The organism is Asaia sp. VD9, assembly GCF_037150015.1.
Taxonomy (GTDB): Bacteria; Pseudomonadota; Alphaproteobacteria; order Acetobacterales; family Acetobacteraceae; genus Asaia.
The window spans coordinates 212,172-225,112 of the sequence record NZ_JBBCQM010000003.1; the positions used below are offsets into that span (position 1 = coordinate 212,172).

Genomic DNA, 12,941 nt, shown 5'->3' on the forward strand with positions numbered 1-12,941 from the left:
TGCTTGCTCCGGCGCCTCGATCCTGAGGGGATATGGTCGAGGCCTTGCCCCTGGAGGTCAGGGGGCGGCACTTGACCGAAGCGCCGCACTCGTTCCTATCTCCCTGTAATGAACCGGCGCTGTTCGGCGCTCGTTGCGCATACAGGGAGTAGAGAATCATCATGGGCGCCGGACTGTCTTCTTTCTTGCCGATTGCACAAAGTCACGCAGGCGCACCGGCGCGAATAATTCTCGCGCTCGGTGTTGCTGTTCTGCTCTCGGGCTGTGCGGCCAATACCGCTCAACCCGTGGCTCAGAATCCGGCCCAGACGCCCATGGCCCAATACGCCAATGGACGTGTCGGAGCCTATGGGTATGACGGGCATGTGCCCGATTTTGCCTCGCGCAATTTTGTGCCGTTCAATCGTCAGGATGTCGTAGCCATCGCCATGCGCGAATGGCGCATGTTTGGCAGCCCCGTCAGTGATGATGACCCCGAGGACCGGCCCGAGCCCAGCGCGCCCTCGCTGAAGCCGGAACGTATCCCGGGGTTGTGGCAGCGCGTCGGGGAGTATTGGTGGATCGGTCAGGACCCGTACGAAACGGAAGTGGCGTGGAGTGGTAAATACAACGCCGACGGCCAGCTCTTCCGCCCTGAGAATGACGGACATTATGCCTGGTCGGCCGCCTTCATCTCCTATGTGATGCGTGTGGCTGGGGCCAATGATCGCTTCCCGTATTCGCCCAACCATTCGACCTATATCAATGCGGCCGCATCGGGTCAGTCCACCGGGCTGCGCGCCCAGGACCCCAAGACCTATGCGCCGCAGCTGGGTGATCTGCTTTGTGTGGGACGAGGCAAGAGTCGCAGCGTGACCTTTGCCATGCTGCCCACGTCATACGGCTTTCCCTCGCATTGTGGCATCGTCGTTGCCACGCATCAGAATGCTCCGCCCTTTGGCAATGAGTTGAGCATCATCGGCGGCAATGTGGATGACACAGTGGCGCTCACCCATGTACCGACCGATTCGAACGGAGCGCTCGCGACGGCAGAAGGCCAGTTCTACGATACGCGGTATCCATGGTGTGCCGTGCTTCAGGTGCTGTACGATGCAGATCGCGAGCCCGATAGCGGCCAATAACCCGTAACCCAGTAACCCGGCGATCCCGGCCTGTACGAGATGTCATGACCGATGAGACGACGCCAGATCTGCCCCTGATCTGGCTTCCCTATACCCAGATGAAAGATGCGCCCGCGCCATTGGTGGCGCAGCGTACCGAGGGTACGCGAATCCATCTCGAGGACGGGCGAGTTCTGGTCGATGGTATCGCCTCATGGTGGACAGCCTGTCACGGCTACAACCACCCGCATATTCGCGCACGCTTGACGACGCAGCTCGATCTCATGCCCCATGTGATGCTGGGGGGGCTGGTACACGAACCCGTGCGCGAGCTCTCCACCCGTCTGGCGAGCCTTCTGCCGGGAGATCTGGATCACTGTTTCTACACTGATAGCGGGTCGGTTGCGGTCGAAGTCGCCATGAAAATGGCCATCCAGTATTGGATCAATCGCGGGGTGACAGGCCGCACGAAGCTTTTGTCTTTCCGCGATGGCTATCATGGTGACACTTTGGCCACGATGTCGGTCTGTGACCCGGAAGAAGGCATGCACAGCCTGTTTGCCGGGGTTTTTCCTGAGCAGGTCATTGCCGATTTGCCGCGCGACGAGGCCGGTCTCGACTCACTGGACGACCTGCTGAGCCGGAGAGGGTATCAGATTGCCGCCATTATCGTCGAGCCGCTGGTCCAGGGGGCGGGAGGCATGATCTTCCATGCCCCTGAGGTGCTCGTCCGCCTGAGAGAACTGGCCGACAGGCACGATGTCCTGTTGATTCTCGACGAGATCTTCACCGGGTTCGGTCGCACCGGCACGATGTTTGCCTGTGAGCAGGCCGGGATCGTGCCTGATATCATTACCCTCTCCAAGGCTCTGACCGGCGGAACGATCGCTCTTGCCGCCACAGTGGCGCGGCGCCATGTGTTCGAGGCGTTCCTGTCCGATGCTCCTGGCGCGGCGCTCATGCATGGCCCGACCTTCATGGCCAATGCCCTTGCCTGTACGGCGGCTTGTGCCTCGCTCGATCTGTTCGCTCGCGAGCCAAGACTGGCTCAGATCGCAGCTCTTTCCTCCGGTCTGAAATCCGGACTCGAGCCCTGTCGCGCCCTGCCCGGCGTGCGCGATGTGCGCGTGCTTGGTGCCATTGGCGTAGTCGAGCTGGATCAGATCGAGGATATGACGCGACTCAAGGCTGCCCTCATCGCTCTTGGCGTCTGGGTACGGCCCTATCGCACCATTCTTTATCTGACACCGGCCTTCACGATCACGCCCGAGGATCTGTCTCTTCTTACCGGAGCGGTCACCCAGGTGATTAGAGACGGTGCTTTTCGGAAAATCGCGTGACGGCGATCAGGTAAATATCCCCATGCCCCAGACACTCAAACCGCCGTTTACCCTGGACTCCGCCCGTCTCAAGGTGCGTCGCGCCGAAGATGGCTGGAACAGTCGCAACCCCGGGCAGGTGGCCCTGGCCTATAGTCCCGACAGCGTCTGGCGCAACCGAAGTCAGTTCCTGCAAGGCCGAGAGGCCATTATCGCGTTCCTGACCCGGAAATGGGAGGGGGAGCGCGACTACAGGCTGATCAAGGAGCTTTTTGCCTTTCAGGGCGCGCGTATCGCCGTACGATTTGCCTATGAATGGCACGATCAGACGGGGCAGTGGTTCCGGTCCTACGGAAACGAGAATTGGATCTTCGACGGCCAGGGGCTGATGTGCTGTCGCATGGCGTCGATCAATGACCTAGCGATAGAAAAGGCGGATCGCCTTTTTCACTGGCCGCAAGGTGCCCGACCGGATGACCATCCCGGCCTGAGCGATCTGGGTCTCTGATATCTCCGGATTTCGGTCGGGGTGAAAGACACTATCACGCCGGGTTTCCCCTCCCTGCGGGGAAGGGGAATCGGATGGGGACATCGGGAGCGGTTGGCTGTTGGGCCTTGATGCCTAGTTCAGAACTGCGCAGGCCACGCGGGCGCCAGCGCCACCGATCGGCTGGGTGGTATAGTCGTCCAGGCTGGTATGGATGATCAGCGCCGAGCCATCGGCATCTTTCAGGGCCGGGCGCCCCTCGACGCCATGAAGGGAGACGAGGGTGGAATAGAGCTCCACCGTCGCTGTGCCATCCTTCGCGACATAGAGATTGGGCAGATCGCCGGCATCGGTCGCATTCGGGGTCAGCAGACCATGCACAACCGGTGTAACCGCGTGGACGTGACCGCCCGCGCTTGTGAATTTCGGTGGGACACAGCTACCCTTCTCGTGAAAATGCATGCCATGCCACCCGGGAGCCAGACCTTCTGCAACCACGCGAAGGATCACGCCTTTCGGTGCGTCGGTCACGGTCACGGTGCCATGGGCTTTGCCGTCATTGCCGAGCAGCGCACCAGACGCCGTATCGGCAGCCTGGGCGGACGAGGCCTGAGTAAGCGCAATCGTTACGAGTGCGCCGGAAAGGGCGAAAAGAGAGACGGTCTTGAGCAGGGCTGAACGCATGGTGGGAGACCTCGATCTGGGGGGGCGACAAGCCGCCACCGGGGAAAATCTGTGCGATAACGTCACGAGACTGCCTGAGTTGAGAAGGCTTCGCAATCCTGCCGGAAGCCCGACGCAAGGCCTGGAATGTGCGCACTGTGCAACGCGACCGGTTCTTCTCGGTCGCATGATTCAGCCAAACAGGGCATGGTCCCTCGAAACCTGGTAGGGAAACTCTTCATGTTGGCTCTGAGACCGAACTGCGAATGCTGTGATCGCGACTTGCCGCCGGAGGCGCTGATCTGCTCCTTCGAGTGCACATTCTGCATTCGCTGCGCAGAAACCCGTCTCGGGGGGCATTGTCCGAATTGCCAAGGCGAGCTTGTGCGACGCCCGATCAGACCGGCCATTCATCTTGCGCAAAATCCAGCTTCGGGTCAGCGGGTGCTAGGGGCGTGTTCCGACCCTCGTTCCTAAAACGGAATTTTCTAACGGCGCTCCCAGCTCTTTGATAGCGTTCGGTCGAGAGAGGGCAGGGAAGCGCTAGACGCTTCCGATTGCCAGCATGATCGCTGCGGAGAATGGATCGTCATGGCCAAGAACGCACCCGGGACGTCTTCCGGGTTGGTACGCTGGCTTGGGGTTGTTTCCCTGCCGTGCCTGCTTCTGGCCGGGTTCGCGGCTGCCGGCGGGTGGTTCAGCCCGCATCGGGTCACGCAGAACACCCTCCTTTCTGCGCTTCAGGGGGTGGATGGCAAGCATCCGGGTTTCAGGCGTAATCATGCCAAGGGCGTCTGCGTTGCAGGCTGGTATGAGGGGTCAGGCGCTGCCGCGGCGCTCTCGACCGCCTTTGCGTTTCGGGCGGAGAGAGTGCCCGTGATCGGACGGTTCGCGCTGGCAGGCGGTATGCCGTATCAGGGCGATGCTCCGGGAAAAGTGCGCAGCATTGCGCTGAGCCTGATGGCCCCTGACGGACAGGAATGGCGCATGGGGCTGAATGACATTCCGGTATTTCCGGTGAGCACGCCGCAGGAATTCCAGGCGCTTCAGAAGGCGGTACGTCCTGATCCGGTCACGGGCAAGCCCGACCCCGGCGCTGTGGCCGCATTCCGCCAGGCCCATCCCTGGCTGGCAGCGGCCGGGATGGCCCTGGCGCATCGTCAGGTGACCTCGGGGTTCGAGAGTGACACCTATCGCAGTCTGAACAGTTTTATCCTGCAAGACGCCAAAGGGCAGACCCATCCCGTTCGTTTTGCCATGGTGCCTGAGGAGCAGCATTTTAACGAAGCTCCGGAGCAGGGGAAGGACTCCCTGTTCCAGCAACTGGATGAGGCCCTTTCCTCGCACCCGCTGCGCTGGAATCTGGTTTTGACCCTGGCGGGAAAGGGAGAAGATGTGCGTGATCCGAGCCGCCAATGGTCCCAGAACGACCAGCAGATCGAGGCTGGCACGCTGACGCTCGACAGGATCGAGAGTGAGACCACCGGAGCATGCACAGGAATCACCTTTGATCCTCTGATCCTGCCGCCCGGCATTGCGCCTTCGGATGATCCTGTGCTTCAGGCGCGCTCGGCTGCCTATATGCGCTCATTTGCCGAGCGCTCACGCGAGGGCCGTCCTGTGCCGGCCTTCTCGCCCTCGGCCCCGACCCGGCCAGATAGCCCTGCGACAGTTCCGGTCCCGGAGAAGGCCTCATGACTCCCCCTCTCGTTTTCGCACGGAGCGCACGGTTCCTGCATTGGCTCATGGCCGTGTTTGTTCTGATCATGCTTTTCGTGGGTGTCTTCATGGCATCCAGTGTCGGGCCCGCCTATCATGCCCTCGTTGCCTTTCACCGGCCTCTGGGGCTGGCCATATTGATTCTGGCCCTTCTGCGGTTGCTCAATCGCATGCTCAATCCGCCGCCCGCCTTGCCTGGAGATCTTTCCCCGGTTCTCGTTCTGGCTGCGCATGCGTCGCACTGGGCCCTTTACGGGCTGATGATCGCGCTGCCTCTCATCGGCTGGGCCATGCTCTCTGCGGGGGGCTATCCTGTTCCTCTTTTTGGTAGCGATGTGCTGCTACCGCCCATCCTGCCCAGAAATGCGGCACTGTGGGGTTGGTTGCGACTGGCGCATACCATATTGGCTTTCGGGCTCTTCGGTCTGATCCTCGCGCATAGCGGTGCGGCGCTCTTTCATGGGCTGATCCGGCGCGACACTGTTCTGCGGAGCATGATGGGCCAAAGGAAGGCCCCTTCAGTATCTTCCAGCCAACCGACGGACTGACCCCAAGGGATCTGGCGCGCTACGCGGGGGGAATGGCTCTTTCCGTCGCAATTCCGCCTCCGTGCAGCAGGGGCGCCTGGAAAGGACGGCTTGTCGCTTCAGCCTGCCCCGCATCACCGGCGGCAAGACAGGCTCATCTTCTCCTGGTGCGACGCTGATGCCCTGCACAGCACACGACATGCGTCTCTTCACGACGCCTGGAATATTGCTCTCTATGCGCAGAAGCGACGCCTGGCACCGTCCACGCCCCTACGGAAAAAGTGCTTTTGAGGCCTTTTCAGAGTTCATACGCGTGTTCTGCCACAGCGTGATCGGGCGCGTTTTCAGGGAAGAGCGCCTGATCAGCGCGCGCGCAGCACAGGCCTGGAGAACGCCATAAAAAAAGGCGACCCGAAGGCCGCCTTTCTCGCTGAACGACCGACGGACGCTCAGTCTTCGATCTGGAACGACAGACCTTGACCGCCAGCGGCCAGATGCGCACCGCGCGTGGCCGTCGTGATCTTGATCTTCACGCCATTGCTGTTGCTCAGAATGGCGCCGCCGATCCCGCGGTCGAGTGTGGCATCGCCGTTCAGGGCGCCATAGCCACCATCGAAATCATGCAGGTTCTTGAGGTTGTAGACGACGCCCGTGGCCTCGATCTTCGAGAAGCCCACAGCGGCGATGTTGCCGCCAGAGATCTTGAAACGATAGGTCTTGTGACCAAAGGTCAGAGTGCCCTGGCCCCAGGTATAACCGATACCGACATCAGCCGATTTGGCGGTCAGGGTAATCTGGCCGACCGGCGTGCCCAGTGCATCGGGTGCCTTGGGTGCTGCATGCGCAACCGGCATGATGGCCAGAGCCGCAGCGGCGAATGTCGAGGCGGCGAGGGCCCGGCGGGTGTATGCGCGCATTGTTGTTGATCCTCTCAGAATGGGAAGGCTTGTGCAGCGTTAACACTGTGATGCGTTAACACTCCGATCCGGTTTTCGTTCCCGTGCAGGGGATGCGCTCGCGAGACGGTGAGAGGGTGCCGCCTCCCATCGAGGTAGAAATGCCTCGTCGTGCGGGCGCGTTTTCCCACCCCTCCTCGGCGTCCCGCATTCGGATGCAGGCGCATGAGGGCCGGATTTTCATATTGCGCCTTCGGCACTGGACATCACGTTTGTGTTATTATGGCTGCGTCACGAGGAGGGGACTGAGGCGGACAGGCCGATACCATCGCGAGGGCGGGATCGATGCGAGGCTTCTCTGGCAAAGGCGGGAAGCCCTGTTTCACCGGGGTTCGGATCATCCCTCCGCGCCGTTTGCTGGGTGCACGAAAAAGCTCACTGGCCTGCCGGGGCAGCGATGGATCCCCAATCGGTACTCGAATATCTGCATCAGGCGACTCCTCGCTCGATAATGCCACAGGGCATCGTCCTTCCTGGCCATACACGCGCAATTCTGCGCCCTGCGAGCGTTCTGGCGGCACGTTTTTCTGATCGTAGGAATGCAAAGGAGGCAGCGCGGCTTGCTCTCTTCACTTCCCGGAGGAGGGGATCGATCTGGTGCAGAAGAGAGTATGGCGTGGGTTGTAGAGATCCCAGGTTGGGCCGGGATCTGACGGTGAAGGATCCACGATAGACACGCGCGACTATCGGGCCCGGTCCTCGCTTCATGAAAAAGCCTCTAATAGGAGTTGTGGTGTCCTTTTTCTGGAGCCCTGACAGGTAATCAGCGGCTCTCTTGCGCCATATGCTGGGACGAGGCATCACCGAAACCATGACAAGAACAGATCGTCTCATCTCGGCACTCGACCGCCTCGGTATCGGGATGACGCTGCTTATGCCGGTGTTTCTCACCCATGGCAGGGTCTTTTCCGAAATTGCGATGGACGTGCTGGCAATCGGTCTGCTCATACGCTCCGGTCTGGGCTCGGGTCATTCGACAGAGGCGCGGATCGGCTGGGGCTGGGGACGACAATTCTGGGTACGCGTGGCCCTTCTCTGGTGGGTCTGGCAAATCGTCTGCTCCCTGCCGCATATCGGACTAGGGTCCTCTCAGGCCCTGACCCAGGCCTGTCTGGCAATTCGCTTCCCTTTGATGGCGGCGGCCATGCAGGTCTGGACATTGCGTCTCCCTTCCGTGCGGGGGGCGATGCGCTGGGTGCTCGTGATCTGCTGCCTCTACTTCGTCCTGCAATTCGTGATCCAGGCGGTGTTCGGCCATAATCTCTTTGGTTATCCCCGCTATATCGACGGGACATTGACCGGGCCTTATGCCCATCCGCGCGCTGCGGCGCCTTTCTCGCGCCTCGTCCTGCCCGTCATGATGCTGGGTTGCGCCGGGCTCGTCGCCCGCAGCCGAAGCCAGGGTATCCCGCCTGCGCGCGCGATCCGTCTGCAGGGTTTTGTCGCAATGAGTCTTCTGGCCATTGCTGTCATGGCGCTGATGGTGCTCGCCGGGCAACGCATACCGACGGTTCTTACTGTGCTGGGAATTGCCGTTTGCGCGGCCTTTTATCGACCGATGCGCCCCGCAGCCATCATGGCGGCCTGCAGCTTGCCGGTTCTGGTCCTGATGGTCCGCTTTCTGGCGCCGCAGGCATTTCATCATCTGGTCATTCTCGCGGCCGATCAGATGACGCATTTCTGGCAGTCGCAATACGGCCAGGTCTTCACCCGCGCCATTATCATGGCCCAGTATCATCCGGTGACGGGCCTGGGTTATGACGCCTTCCGCCATGCCTGCTCCCACCCGATCTATCATCACGGATTGCCGTGGTTCAACACGGAGGTGGATGGCGGCGGGCGGACCATCTGCGTGCAGCACGCCCATAATCATTATCTGCAGGCGCTGACCAATGCGGGCGTACCCGGGCTGTTTCTCTTCAGTGGATTCGTGTTCGCCTGTCTGCGTGCCCTCTGGCCGTGGCGCGGGGCCCACCAGGCCTGGCGTATCGGCCTTTTCGCCGCGTTTTTCGTGCAGGAATGGCCGCTCGCCTCAGCCAGTGATTTCCTGAACCTTCCTCTGGGGGGGTGGGCTTTCATGTTGCTGGGCGTGGGGCTTGCCGAAGCCTGGCACCGCATCGACGACGCTCCGGAACCCGAGGCCGGAACGCATGCGGGGAGCCCGATCGTGCTGCGTCAGGGCTGAGCAACGCGCGCGCTGAAGCCTGCCTCTGTTCCTCACCTCTCTGCCACCCTATATGCTGAGCCGACCATAACTCTTCGCGAAGATCCGGAGTGCCGATGTCCGAAACCAAGATCCCCGTCACTGTTCTCACCGGCTTTCTCGGTGCCGGGAAAACCACCCTGCTCAATCACATCCTCTCAAGCGAACATGGACGCAAATATGCGGTGCTCGTGAACGAGTTCGGCGAGCTTGGGGTCGATGGCGATCTGGTGGTCGACGCAGATGAAGAGGTGTTCGAGACCAATAACGGCTGCATCTGCTGCACCGTGCGCGGCGATCTGATCCGTATCCTGGGTAGTTTGCTGCGTCGGCGCGGCAAGTTCGATGGTATCATTGTCGAGACCACCGGGCTTGCTGACCCAGCTCCGGTGGCCCAGACTTTTTTTGTGGACGAAAACCTGCGCGAGAAGTCCCGTCTCGACGCCGTCGTGACCGTCGTGGACGCCTATAACGTGATCCAGACCCTTGATGAGAGTCCCGAGGCCATTCGTCAGGTCGCGTTTGCTGATGTGATCATTCTCAACAAGACCGATCTGGTGGATGAGGCCGGGCTCGAGGCCATCGAAGCCCGTCTGCGCGGGATCAATGCCAGCGTGCAGATCCATCGTGCCCGGCACAGTGCCGTGGCGCTCAGCACGGTGCTCGACCAGGGCGGGTTCGATCTCGAACGCGCCCTCGAAACCATGCCTGACTTCCTCGAGAATAATGAGCATTCGCATGAGGAAGGCGTGACCAGCATGTCGTTCTCTGTTGCGGAACCGCTCGACGAGCAGCGCTTCCAGGCCTGGATCGGTGCGATCCTGCAGGAGCAGGGTGCGGATATCCTGCGCTCGAAGGGCATCATGCATTTTGCAGGCAAAGAGGAGCGCTTTGCGTTCCAGGCCGTCCACATGATGGCCGATGGCGATTTCATCGGGAAGGGCAAGGAGGGTGACAGCACGGAATCGCGCATCGTCTTCATCGGCCGCAATCTGAACCGTCCGCAGTTGCGCCGTGGCTTCGAGAGCTGCCGCGCATGAGCGAGATGACTGAACTCCTCGCCACACGTGGCGCGGAAAAGACCATTGGCTCCCCTGTCACAGCCGTCGCCTGTGCGCGCGATGGACAGACCTTCGCGCTGGGTACGGTCGAGGGTGAGATCTTTCTCATCCCTGTGGCCGGGCTCAAGCTTCCTGAGACCTGGCTACGTATCGAAGCCCATGACGGCGCTGTGCTCTGTCTGGCTCCCGATACCGGCAAGGCGGGGTTCGTGAGTGGCGGCGAGGATAACCGTCTGTGCCGTACCCTGCCCGATGGCACGGTAACCGCATTGCACAAGGGCCGTCGCTGGGTCGAGTGCGTGGCGACCACCACCGAGCACATCGCTTTTTCCGTCGGCAAGCAGCTCGAAATCCGCAATGCGTCCGGTGATACGACGCTCAAGACGCTCGAACACCCCTCGACCGTTACCGGCATCGTTTTCGATGCTAAGGGCAAGCGCGTCGCGGCCTCGCATTATAATGGCGTGTCGATGTGGTTTGTAGGCGCGAAGGTGGATACGGTGCGCCCGCTCGAATGGAAGGGCAGCCACACCACGCTCGCCATTCATCCCGCCGGCGAGGCGCTTGTTACCGCCATGCAGGAGAATGATCTGCATGGCTGGCGCCTGTCCGACAGTCACAACATGCGCATGAGCGGCTATCCCAAGCGCGTGACCTCGCTTTCCTTCACCCGTAACGGGCGCTGGCTCGCCACATCGGGCGCTGATGCCATCGTGCTCTGGCCCTTCTTTGGCGGCGGCCCGATGGGCAAACCGCCTACCGAGCTCGCCCGGCTGCCCGGCGTGTTCTGTTCCGCCGTCGCGGCACATCCCAAGAACGATATCATCGCTGCAGGCTTCGAAGACGGATCGGTCCTTCTCGCCGAGCTCGGCTCAGAACGCGTTCTGCCCATCTGCCTCGGCAAGCGCGGCAAGGTAACCGGTCTGGCCTTCTCCCCGCTGGGTGGTGTCATGGTGTTCGGTACGGATGATGGCGTGATTGCTGCCATCGATCTCTCCTCGGCCAGTTGAGGCGCCCGGGAGAGAAATGCGACGCTGAGGCGGATCGAGCCGATCTGAGAGGGCGGGGGCGGGAATTCTCCTCCCCCTTTCGGACGAGACACTCTCAGAAAGGAAGCTTGTCGAAGCCATTCAGGCTGGCACCGCTCAATACGGTCAGCTCCACAATAATGGCCGTGGCACCCAATATATCGCCCGTGTACCCGCCGATCAGACGATAGGCGACGCTGCACAGGGCCAATGTGGCCAGACAGGCGAAGAGAAACAGGGAAAGCGCGCCCAGAATCGAAAGCGAGCTGGCAATCAGGGCCGTGAACAGCATCGCGACGAGAAGGCAGCGTGCGGGCAGATGCCGCAATTCATGCGCCAGACCGTCAGCGCGCGCAGGGCGCAGCCAGAGAATGGGCAGCATCAGCGCCAGTCGCGAGAAGGCCCCGGCGGTCATCAGAATGGCGATGATATGCAGGGGCTGTCCCGCCAGGGCATTCATCGTGCCGGCGCGCAGCAGTATGGCGAGGCACAGGGCGAGAGCGCCATAGCTGCCAATGCGGCTGTCGCGCATGATTTCCAGACGCCGTTCCGAGGTCCGGCCGCCGAACAGACCATCCATGCTGTCGGCAAAACCATCCTCATGCAGAGCGCCTGTCAGGAAGAGCTGAAAAATCACAGCCCATCCCGTAGCGACGATCGCGGGCATGCCAAGCATGACACCAACGGTCAGGATTGTGCCGGTTGCGGCACCGATCGCGCCTCCTATGAGGGGCCAGCACCAGCTCGATCGGGCCAGATCGATGGTTTTCGACCTGGGAAAAATCCAGCCGGTCGGCAGCCGTGTCAGCAGGCTGAGCCCCGCAGCGAAATCTGCGCGTAGAGTCATCATTCAGCTATTATTTATTCGTTCGTTCTTATCGTCGATCGCGACATCTGCGAAACTTGCCATGCCATTGTGACAGGCGAGGGCCGCACGCACAAGCGGGACGGCCAGTGCAGCGCCCGACCCCTCGCCAAGACGCAACTGCAGATCGAGGAGGGGGTTCAGACCGAGCCTCGACGCCAGTTGATGATGGCCCTGTTCGTGCGATCTGTGGGCAAGTCGCGTATGGGCAAGCCCCGTCACGGTCACGGCGGCCAGGGGAGCCACAGCCGCCGTGACCACAAAACCGTCGAGCAGGACGGGAATGCGCCGATGCCGCGCTGCGAGGGTGGCGCCCATGAGTGCGGCCAGCTCCCAGCCGCCATAGAGACGCGCCAGATCGAGGGGGGCATGGTTGCGTCCGTGGAGCGCCAGAGCCTTGTCGATGGCACGCGCCTTGCGCGCCACGCCCTGACCATCGAGGCCCGCTCCGCGCCCGGCCCAGTAGCGTCCATCCTCACCGAAAAACGCCGCAGCCATGGCCGCGGCTGCGGTGGTGTTGCCCACCCCCATCTCGCCAAGGGCCAGCAGGGAGCAGCCCTGGGGTACGGCGTCATAGCCTGTCGAGACCGCTTCCAGGAATTGTGCAACGGTGAGAGCCGGGGCCTCCGTCAGGTCCGCGCTGGGTGCGAGCGCTCCCACAGGGACGACATGTAGTCCGGCCCCTGCGACCTGCGCCAGATGATTGATGGCGGCGCCACCCTGTTCGAAATTTTCGACCATGGCCGCTGTCACGCTTGCCGGCCAGGAGGACACATTCTGGGCGAGAACCCCATGATTGCCTGCAAAGATACAGATATCGACTTGGGTCAACACAAGTGGACGCCAGGCACCGTACCAGGCCACGATCTCTTCCAATTGGCCGAGACTGCCCGCTGGCTTGGTGAGAACCGCCTCACGTGCCCGTATGGCTGCGAGCGCTGCGTCATCGGGCGCGGGCAGGGCGAGGCAGGCTGAATGCAGGGCACTGAGGGAGGGGAAGGGTGACATGGCCC

Annotated in this window: 13 protein-coding genes; 9 read left to right on the plus strand and 4 right to left on the minus strand. The window is 61.7% G+C overall.

What is annotated here, in order from left to right; translation table 11 throughout:
- Positions 1 to 161 precede the first annotated feature (161 nt).
- Genes WFJ47_RS05595 through WFJ47_RS05605 form a run of 3 tightly spaced genes read left to right on the plus strand, consistent with a single transcriptional unit; the run spans position 162 to position 2,927 of the window.
- Positions 162 to 1,121 (plus strand): DUF2272 domain-containing protein, encoded by a 960-nt coding sequence (locus WFJ47_RS05595; RefSeq protein ID WP_127102644.1) that lies wholly within the window; start codon positions 162 to 164, stop codon positions 1,119 to 1,121.
- A gap of 44 nt (positions 1,122 to 1,165) precedes the next feature.
- On the plus strand, positions 1,166 to 2,440 hold the full coding sequence (locus tag WFJ47_RS05600; protein WP_336761449.1) for an adenosylmethionine--8-amino-7-oxononanoate transaminase: 1,275 nt from the start codon (positions 1,166 to 1,168) through the stop codon (positions 2,438 to 2,440).
- 22 nt (positions 2,441 to 2,462) lie between these two features.
- Positions 2,463 to 2,927 carry a nuclear transport factor 2 family protein gene (locus WFJ47_RS05605; protein WP_336761450.1) on the plus strand — a complete coding sequence of 155 codons (465 nt, stop codon included), beginning with the start codon at positions 2,463 to 2,465 and terminating at the stop codon, positions 2,925 to 2,927.
- Between the two features lie 114 nt (positions 2,928 to 3,041).
- Here the strand turns inward: WFJ47_RS05605 and sodC are convergent, their stop codons facing one another.
- The gene (gene sodC / locus WFJ47_RS05610) at positions 3,042 to 3,590 is read right to left on the minus strand and encodes a superoxide dismutase[Cu-Zn] (RefSeq protein WP_336761452.1); all 549 of its coding nucleotides are present in this window, start codon (positions 3,588 to 3,590) and stop codon (positions 3,042 to 3,044) included.
- 219 nt (positions 3,591 to 3,809) lie between these two features.
- On the opposite strand from sodC, the gene WFJ47_RS05615 reads away from it, so the two are divergent.
- From WFJ47_RS05615 to WFJ47_RS05625, 3 genes are all read left to right on the plus strand, one after another.
- Entirely contained in the window at positions 3,810 to 4,046 is a 237-nt protein-coding gene (locus tag WFJ47_RS05615) for a DUF1272 domain-containing protein (protein ID WP_336761454.1), read from the plus strand.
- 114 nt (positions 4,047 to 4,160) lie between these two features.
- The gene (locus WFJ47_RS05620) at positions 4,161 to 5,267 is read left to right on the plus strand and encodes a catalase family peroxidase (RefSeq protein ID WP_336761456.1); all 1,107 of its coding nucleotides are present in this window, start codon (positions 4,161 to 4,163) and stop codon (positions 5,265 to 5,267) included.
- Positions 5,264 to 5,836 carry a cytochrome b/b6 domain-containing protein gene (locus WFJ47_RS05625; protein ID WP_336761458.1) on the plus strand — a complete coding sequence of 191 codons (573 nt, stop codon included), beginning with the start codon at positions 5,264 to 5,266 and terminating at the stop codon, positions 5,834 to 5,836. The genes WFJ47_RS05620 and WFJ47_RS05625 overlap by 4 nt, the downstream gene beginning before the upstream one ends.
- Positions 5,837 to 6,264: 428 nt before the next feature.
- On the opposite strand, the gene WFJ47_RS05630 is transcribed toward WFJ47_RS05625, so the two are convergent.
- Positions 6,265 to 6,732: a hypothetical protein gene (locus tag WFJ47_RS05630; protein WP_127102637.1), complete on the minus strand. Its 468-nt coding sequence runs from the start codon at positions 6,730 to 6,732 to the stop codon at positions 6,265 to 6,267.
- Between the two features lie 850 nt (positions 6,733 to 7,582).
- On the opposite strand from WFJ47_RS05630, the gene WFJ47_RS05635 reads away from it, so the two are divergent.
- The 3 genes from WFJ47_RS05635 to WFJ47_RS05645 all read left to right on the plus strand — a co-directional run bounded on the left by WFJ47_RS05635 (position 7,583) and on the right by WFJ47_RS05645 (position 11,045).
- Positions 7,583 to 8,956 (plus strand): O-antigen ligase family protein, encoded by a 1,374-nt coding sequence (locus tag WFJ47_RS05635; protein WP_336761460.1) that lies wholly within the window; start codon positions 7,583 to 7,585, stop codon positions 8,954 to 8,956.
- A 95-nt stretch (positions 8,957 to 9,051) separates the two neighbouring features.
- Positions 9,052 to 10,014, plus strand: a complete 963-nt coding sequence (locus WFJ47_RS05640; RefSeq protein WP_127102635.1) for a GTP-binding protein — start codon at positions 9,052 to 9,054, stop codon at positions 10,012 to 10,014.
- A gap of 5 nt (positions 10,015 to 10,019) precedes the next feature.
- Positions 10,020 to 11,045, plus strand: coding sequence for a WD40 repeat domain-containing protein (locus WFJ47_RS05645; RefSeq protein ID WP_127102680.1), 1,026 nt, complete (start codon positions 10,020 to 10,022; stop codon positions 11,043 to 11,045).
- Positions 11,046 to 11,139: 94 nt separating this feature from the next.
- Here WFJ47_RS05645 and WFJ47_RS05650 read toward each other — a convergent pair whose 3' ends face one another.
- Together WFJ47_RS05650 and WFJ47_RS05655 are read right to left on the minus strand one after the other, a co-directional pair.
- Complete coding sequence (locus WFJ47_RS05650) at positions 11,140 to 11,913, minus strand: adenosylcobinamide-GDP ribazoletransferase (RefSeq protein WP_336761462.1); 774 nt, start codon at positions 11,911 to 11,913, stop codon at positions 11,140 to 11,142.
- Positions 11,914 to 12,936: a nicotinate-nucleotide--dimethylbenzimidazole phosphoribosyltransferase gene (locus WFJ47_RS05655; RefSeq protein WP_336761464.1), complete on the minus strand. Its 1,023-nt coding sequence runs from the start codon at positions 12,934 to 12,936 to the stop codon at positions 11,914 to 11,916. It abuts the gene before it with no gap.
- Positions 12,937 to 12,941: the final 5 nt, after the last annotated feature.

Excerpts from the sequence above, each read along its gene's own strand:
- WFJ47_RS05595 (WP_127102644.1), top strand. The coding sequence starts at position 162 with ATGGGCGCCGGACTGTCTTCTTTCTTGCCGATTGCACAAAGTCACGCA.
- WFJ47_RS05600 (WP_336761449.1), top strand. The coding sequence starts at position 1,166 with ATGACCGATGAGACGACGCCAGATCTGCCCCTGATCTGGCTTCCCTAT.
- WFJ47_RS05605 (WP_336761450.1), top strand. The coding sequence starts at position 2,463 with ATGCCCCAGACACTCAAACCGCCGTTTACCCTGGACTCCGCCCGTCTC.
- sodC (WP_336761452.1), bottom strand. The coding sequence starts at position 3,590 with ATGCGTTCAGCCCTGCTCAAGACCGTCTCTCTTTTCGCCCTTTCCGGC.
- WFJ47_RS05615 (WP_336761454.1), top strand. The coding sequence starts at position 3,810 with ATGTTGGCTCTGAGACCGAACTGCGAATGCTGTGATCGCGACTTGCCG.
- WFJ47_RS05620 (WP_336761456.1), top strand. The coding sequence starts at position 4,161 with ATGGCCAAGAACGCACCCGGGACGTCTTCCGGGTTGGTACGCTGGCTT.
- WFJ47_RS05625 (WP_336761458.1), top strand. The coding sequence starts at position 5,264 with ATGACTCCCCCTCTCGTTTTCGCACGGAGCGCACGGTTCCTGCATTGG.
- WFJ47_RS05630 (WP_127102637.1), bottom strand. The coding sequence starts at position 6,732 with ATGCGCGCATACACCCGCCGGGCCCTCGCCGCCTCGACATTCGCCGCT.
- WFJ47_RS05635 (WP_336761460.1), top strand. The coding sequence starts at position 7,583 with ATGACAAGAACAGATCGTCTCATCTCGGCACTCGACCGCCTCGGTATC.
- WFJ47_RS05640 (WP_127102635.1), top strand. The coding sequence starts at position 9,052 with ATGTCCGAAACCAAGATCCCCGTCACTGTTCTCACCGGCTTTCTCGGT.
- WFJ47_RS05645 (WP_127102680.1), top strand. The coding sequence starts at position 10,020 with ATGACTGAACTCCTCGCCACACGTGGCGCGGAAAAGACCATTGGCTCC.
- WFJ47_RS05650 (WP_336761462.1), bottom strand. The coding sequence starts at position 11,913 with ATGATGACTCTACGCGCAGATTTCGCTGCGGGGCTCAGCCTGCTGACA.
- WFJ47_RS05655 (WP_336761464.1), bottom strand. The coding sequence starts at position 12,936 with ATGTCACCCTTCCCCTCCCTCAGTGCCCTGCATTCAGCCTGCCTCGCC.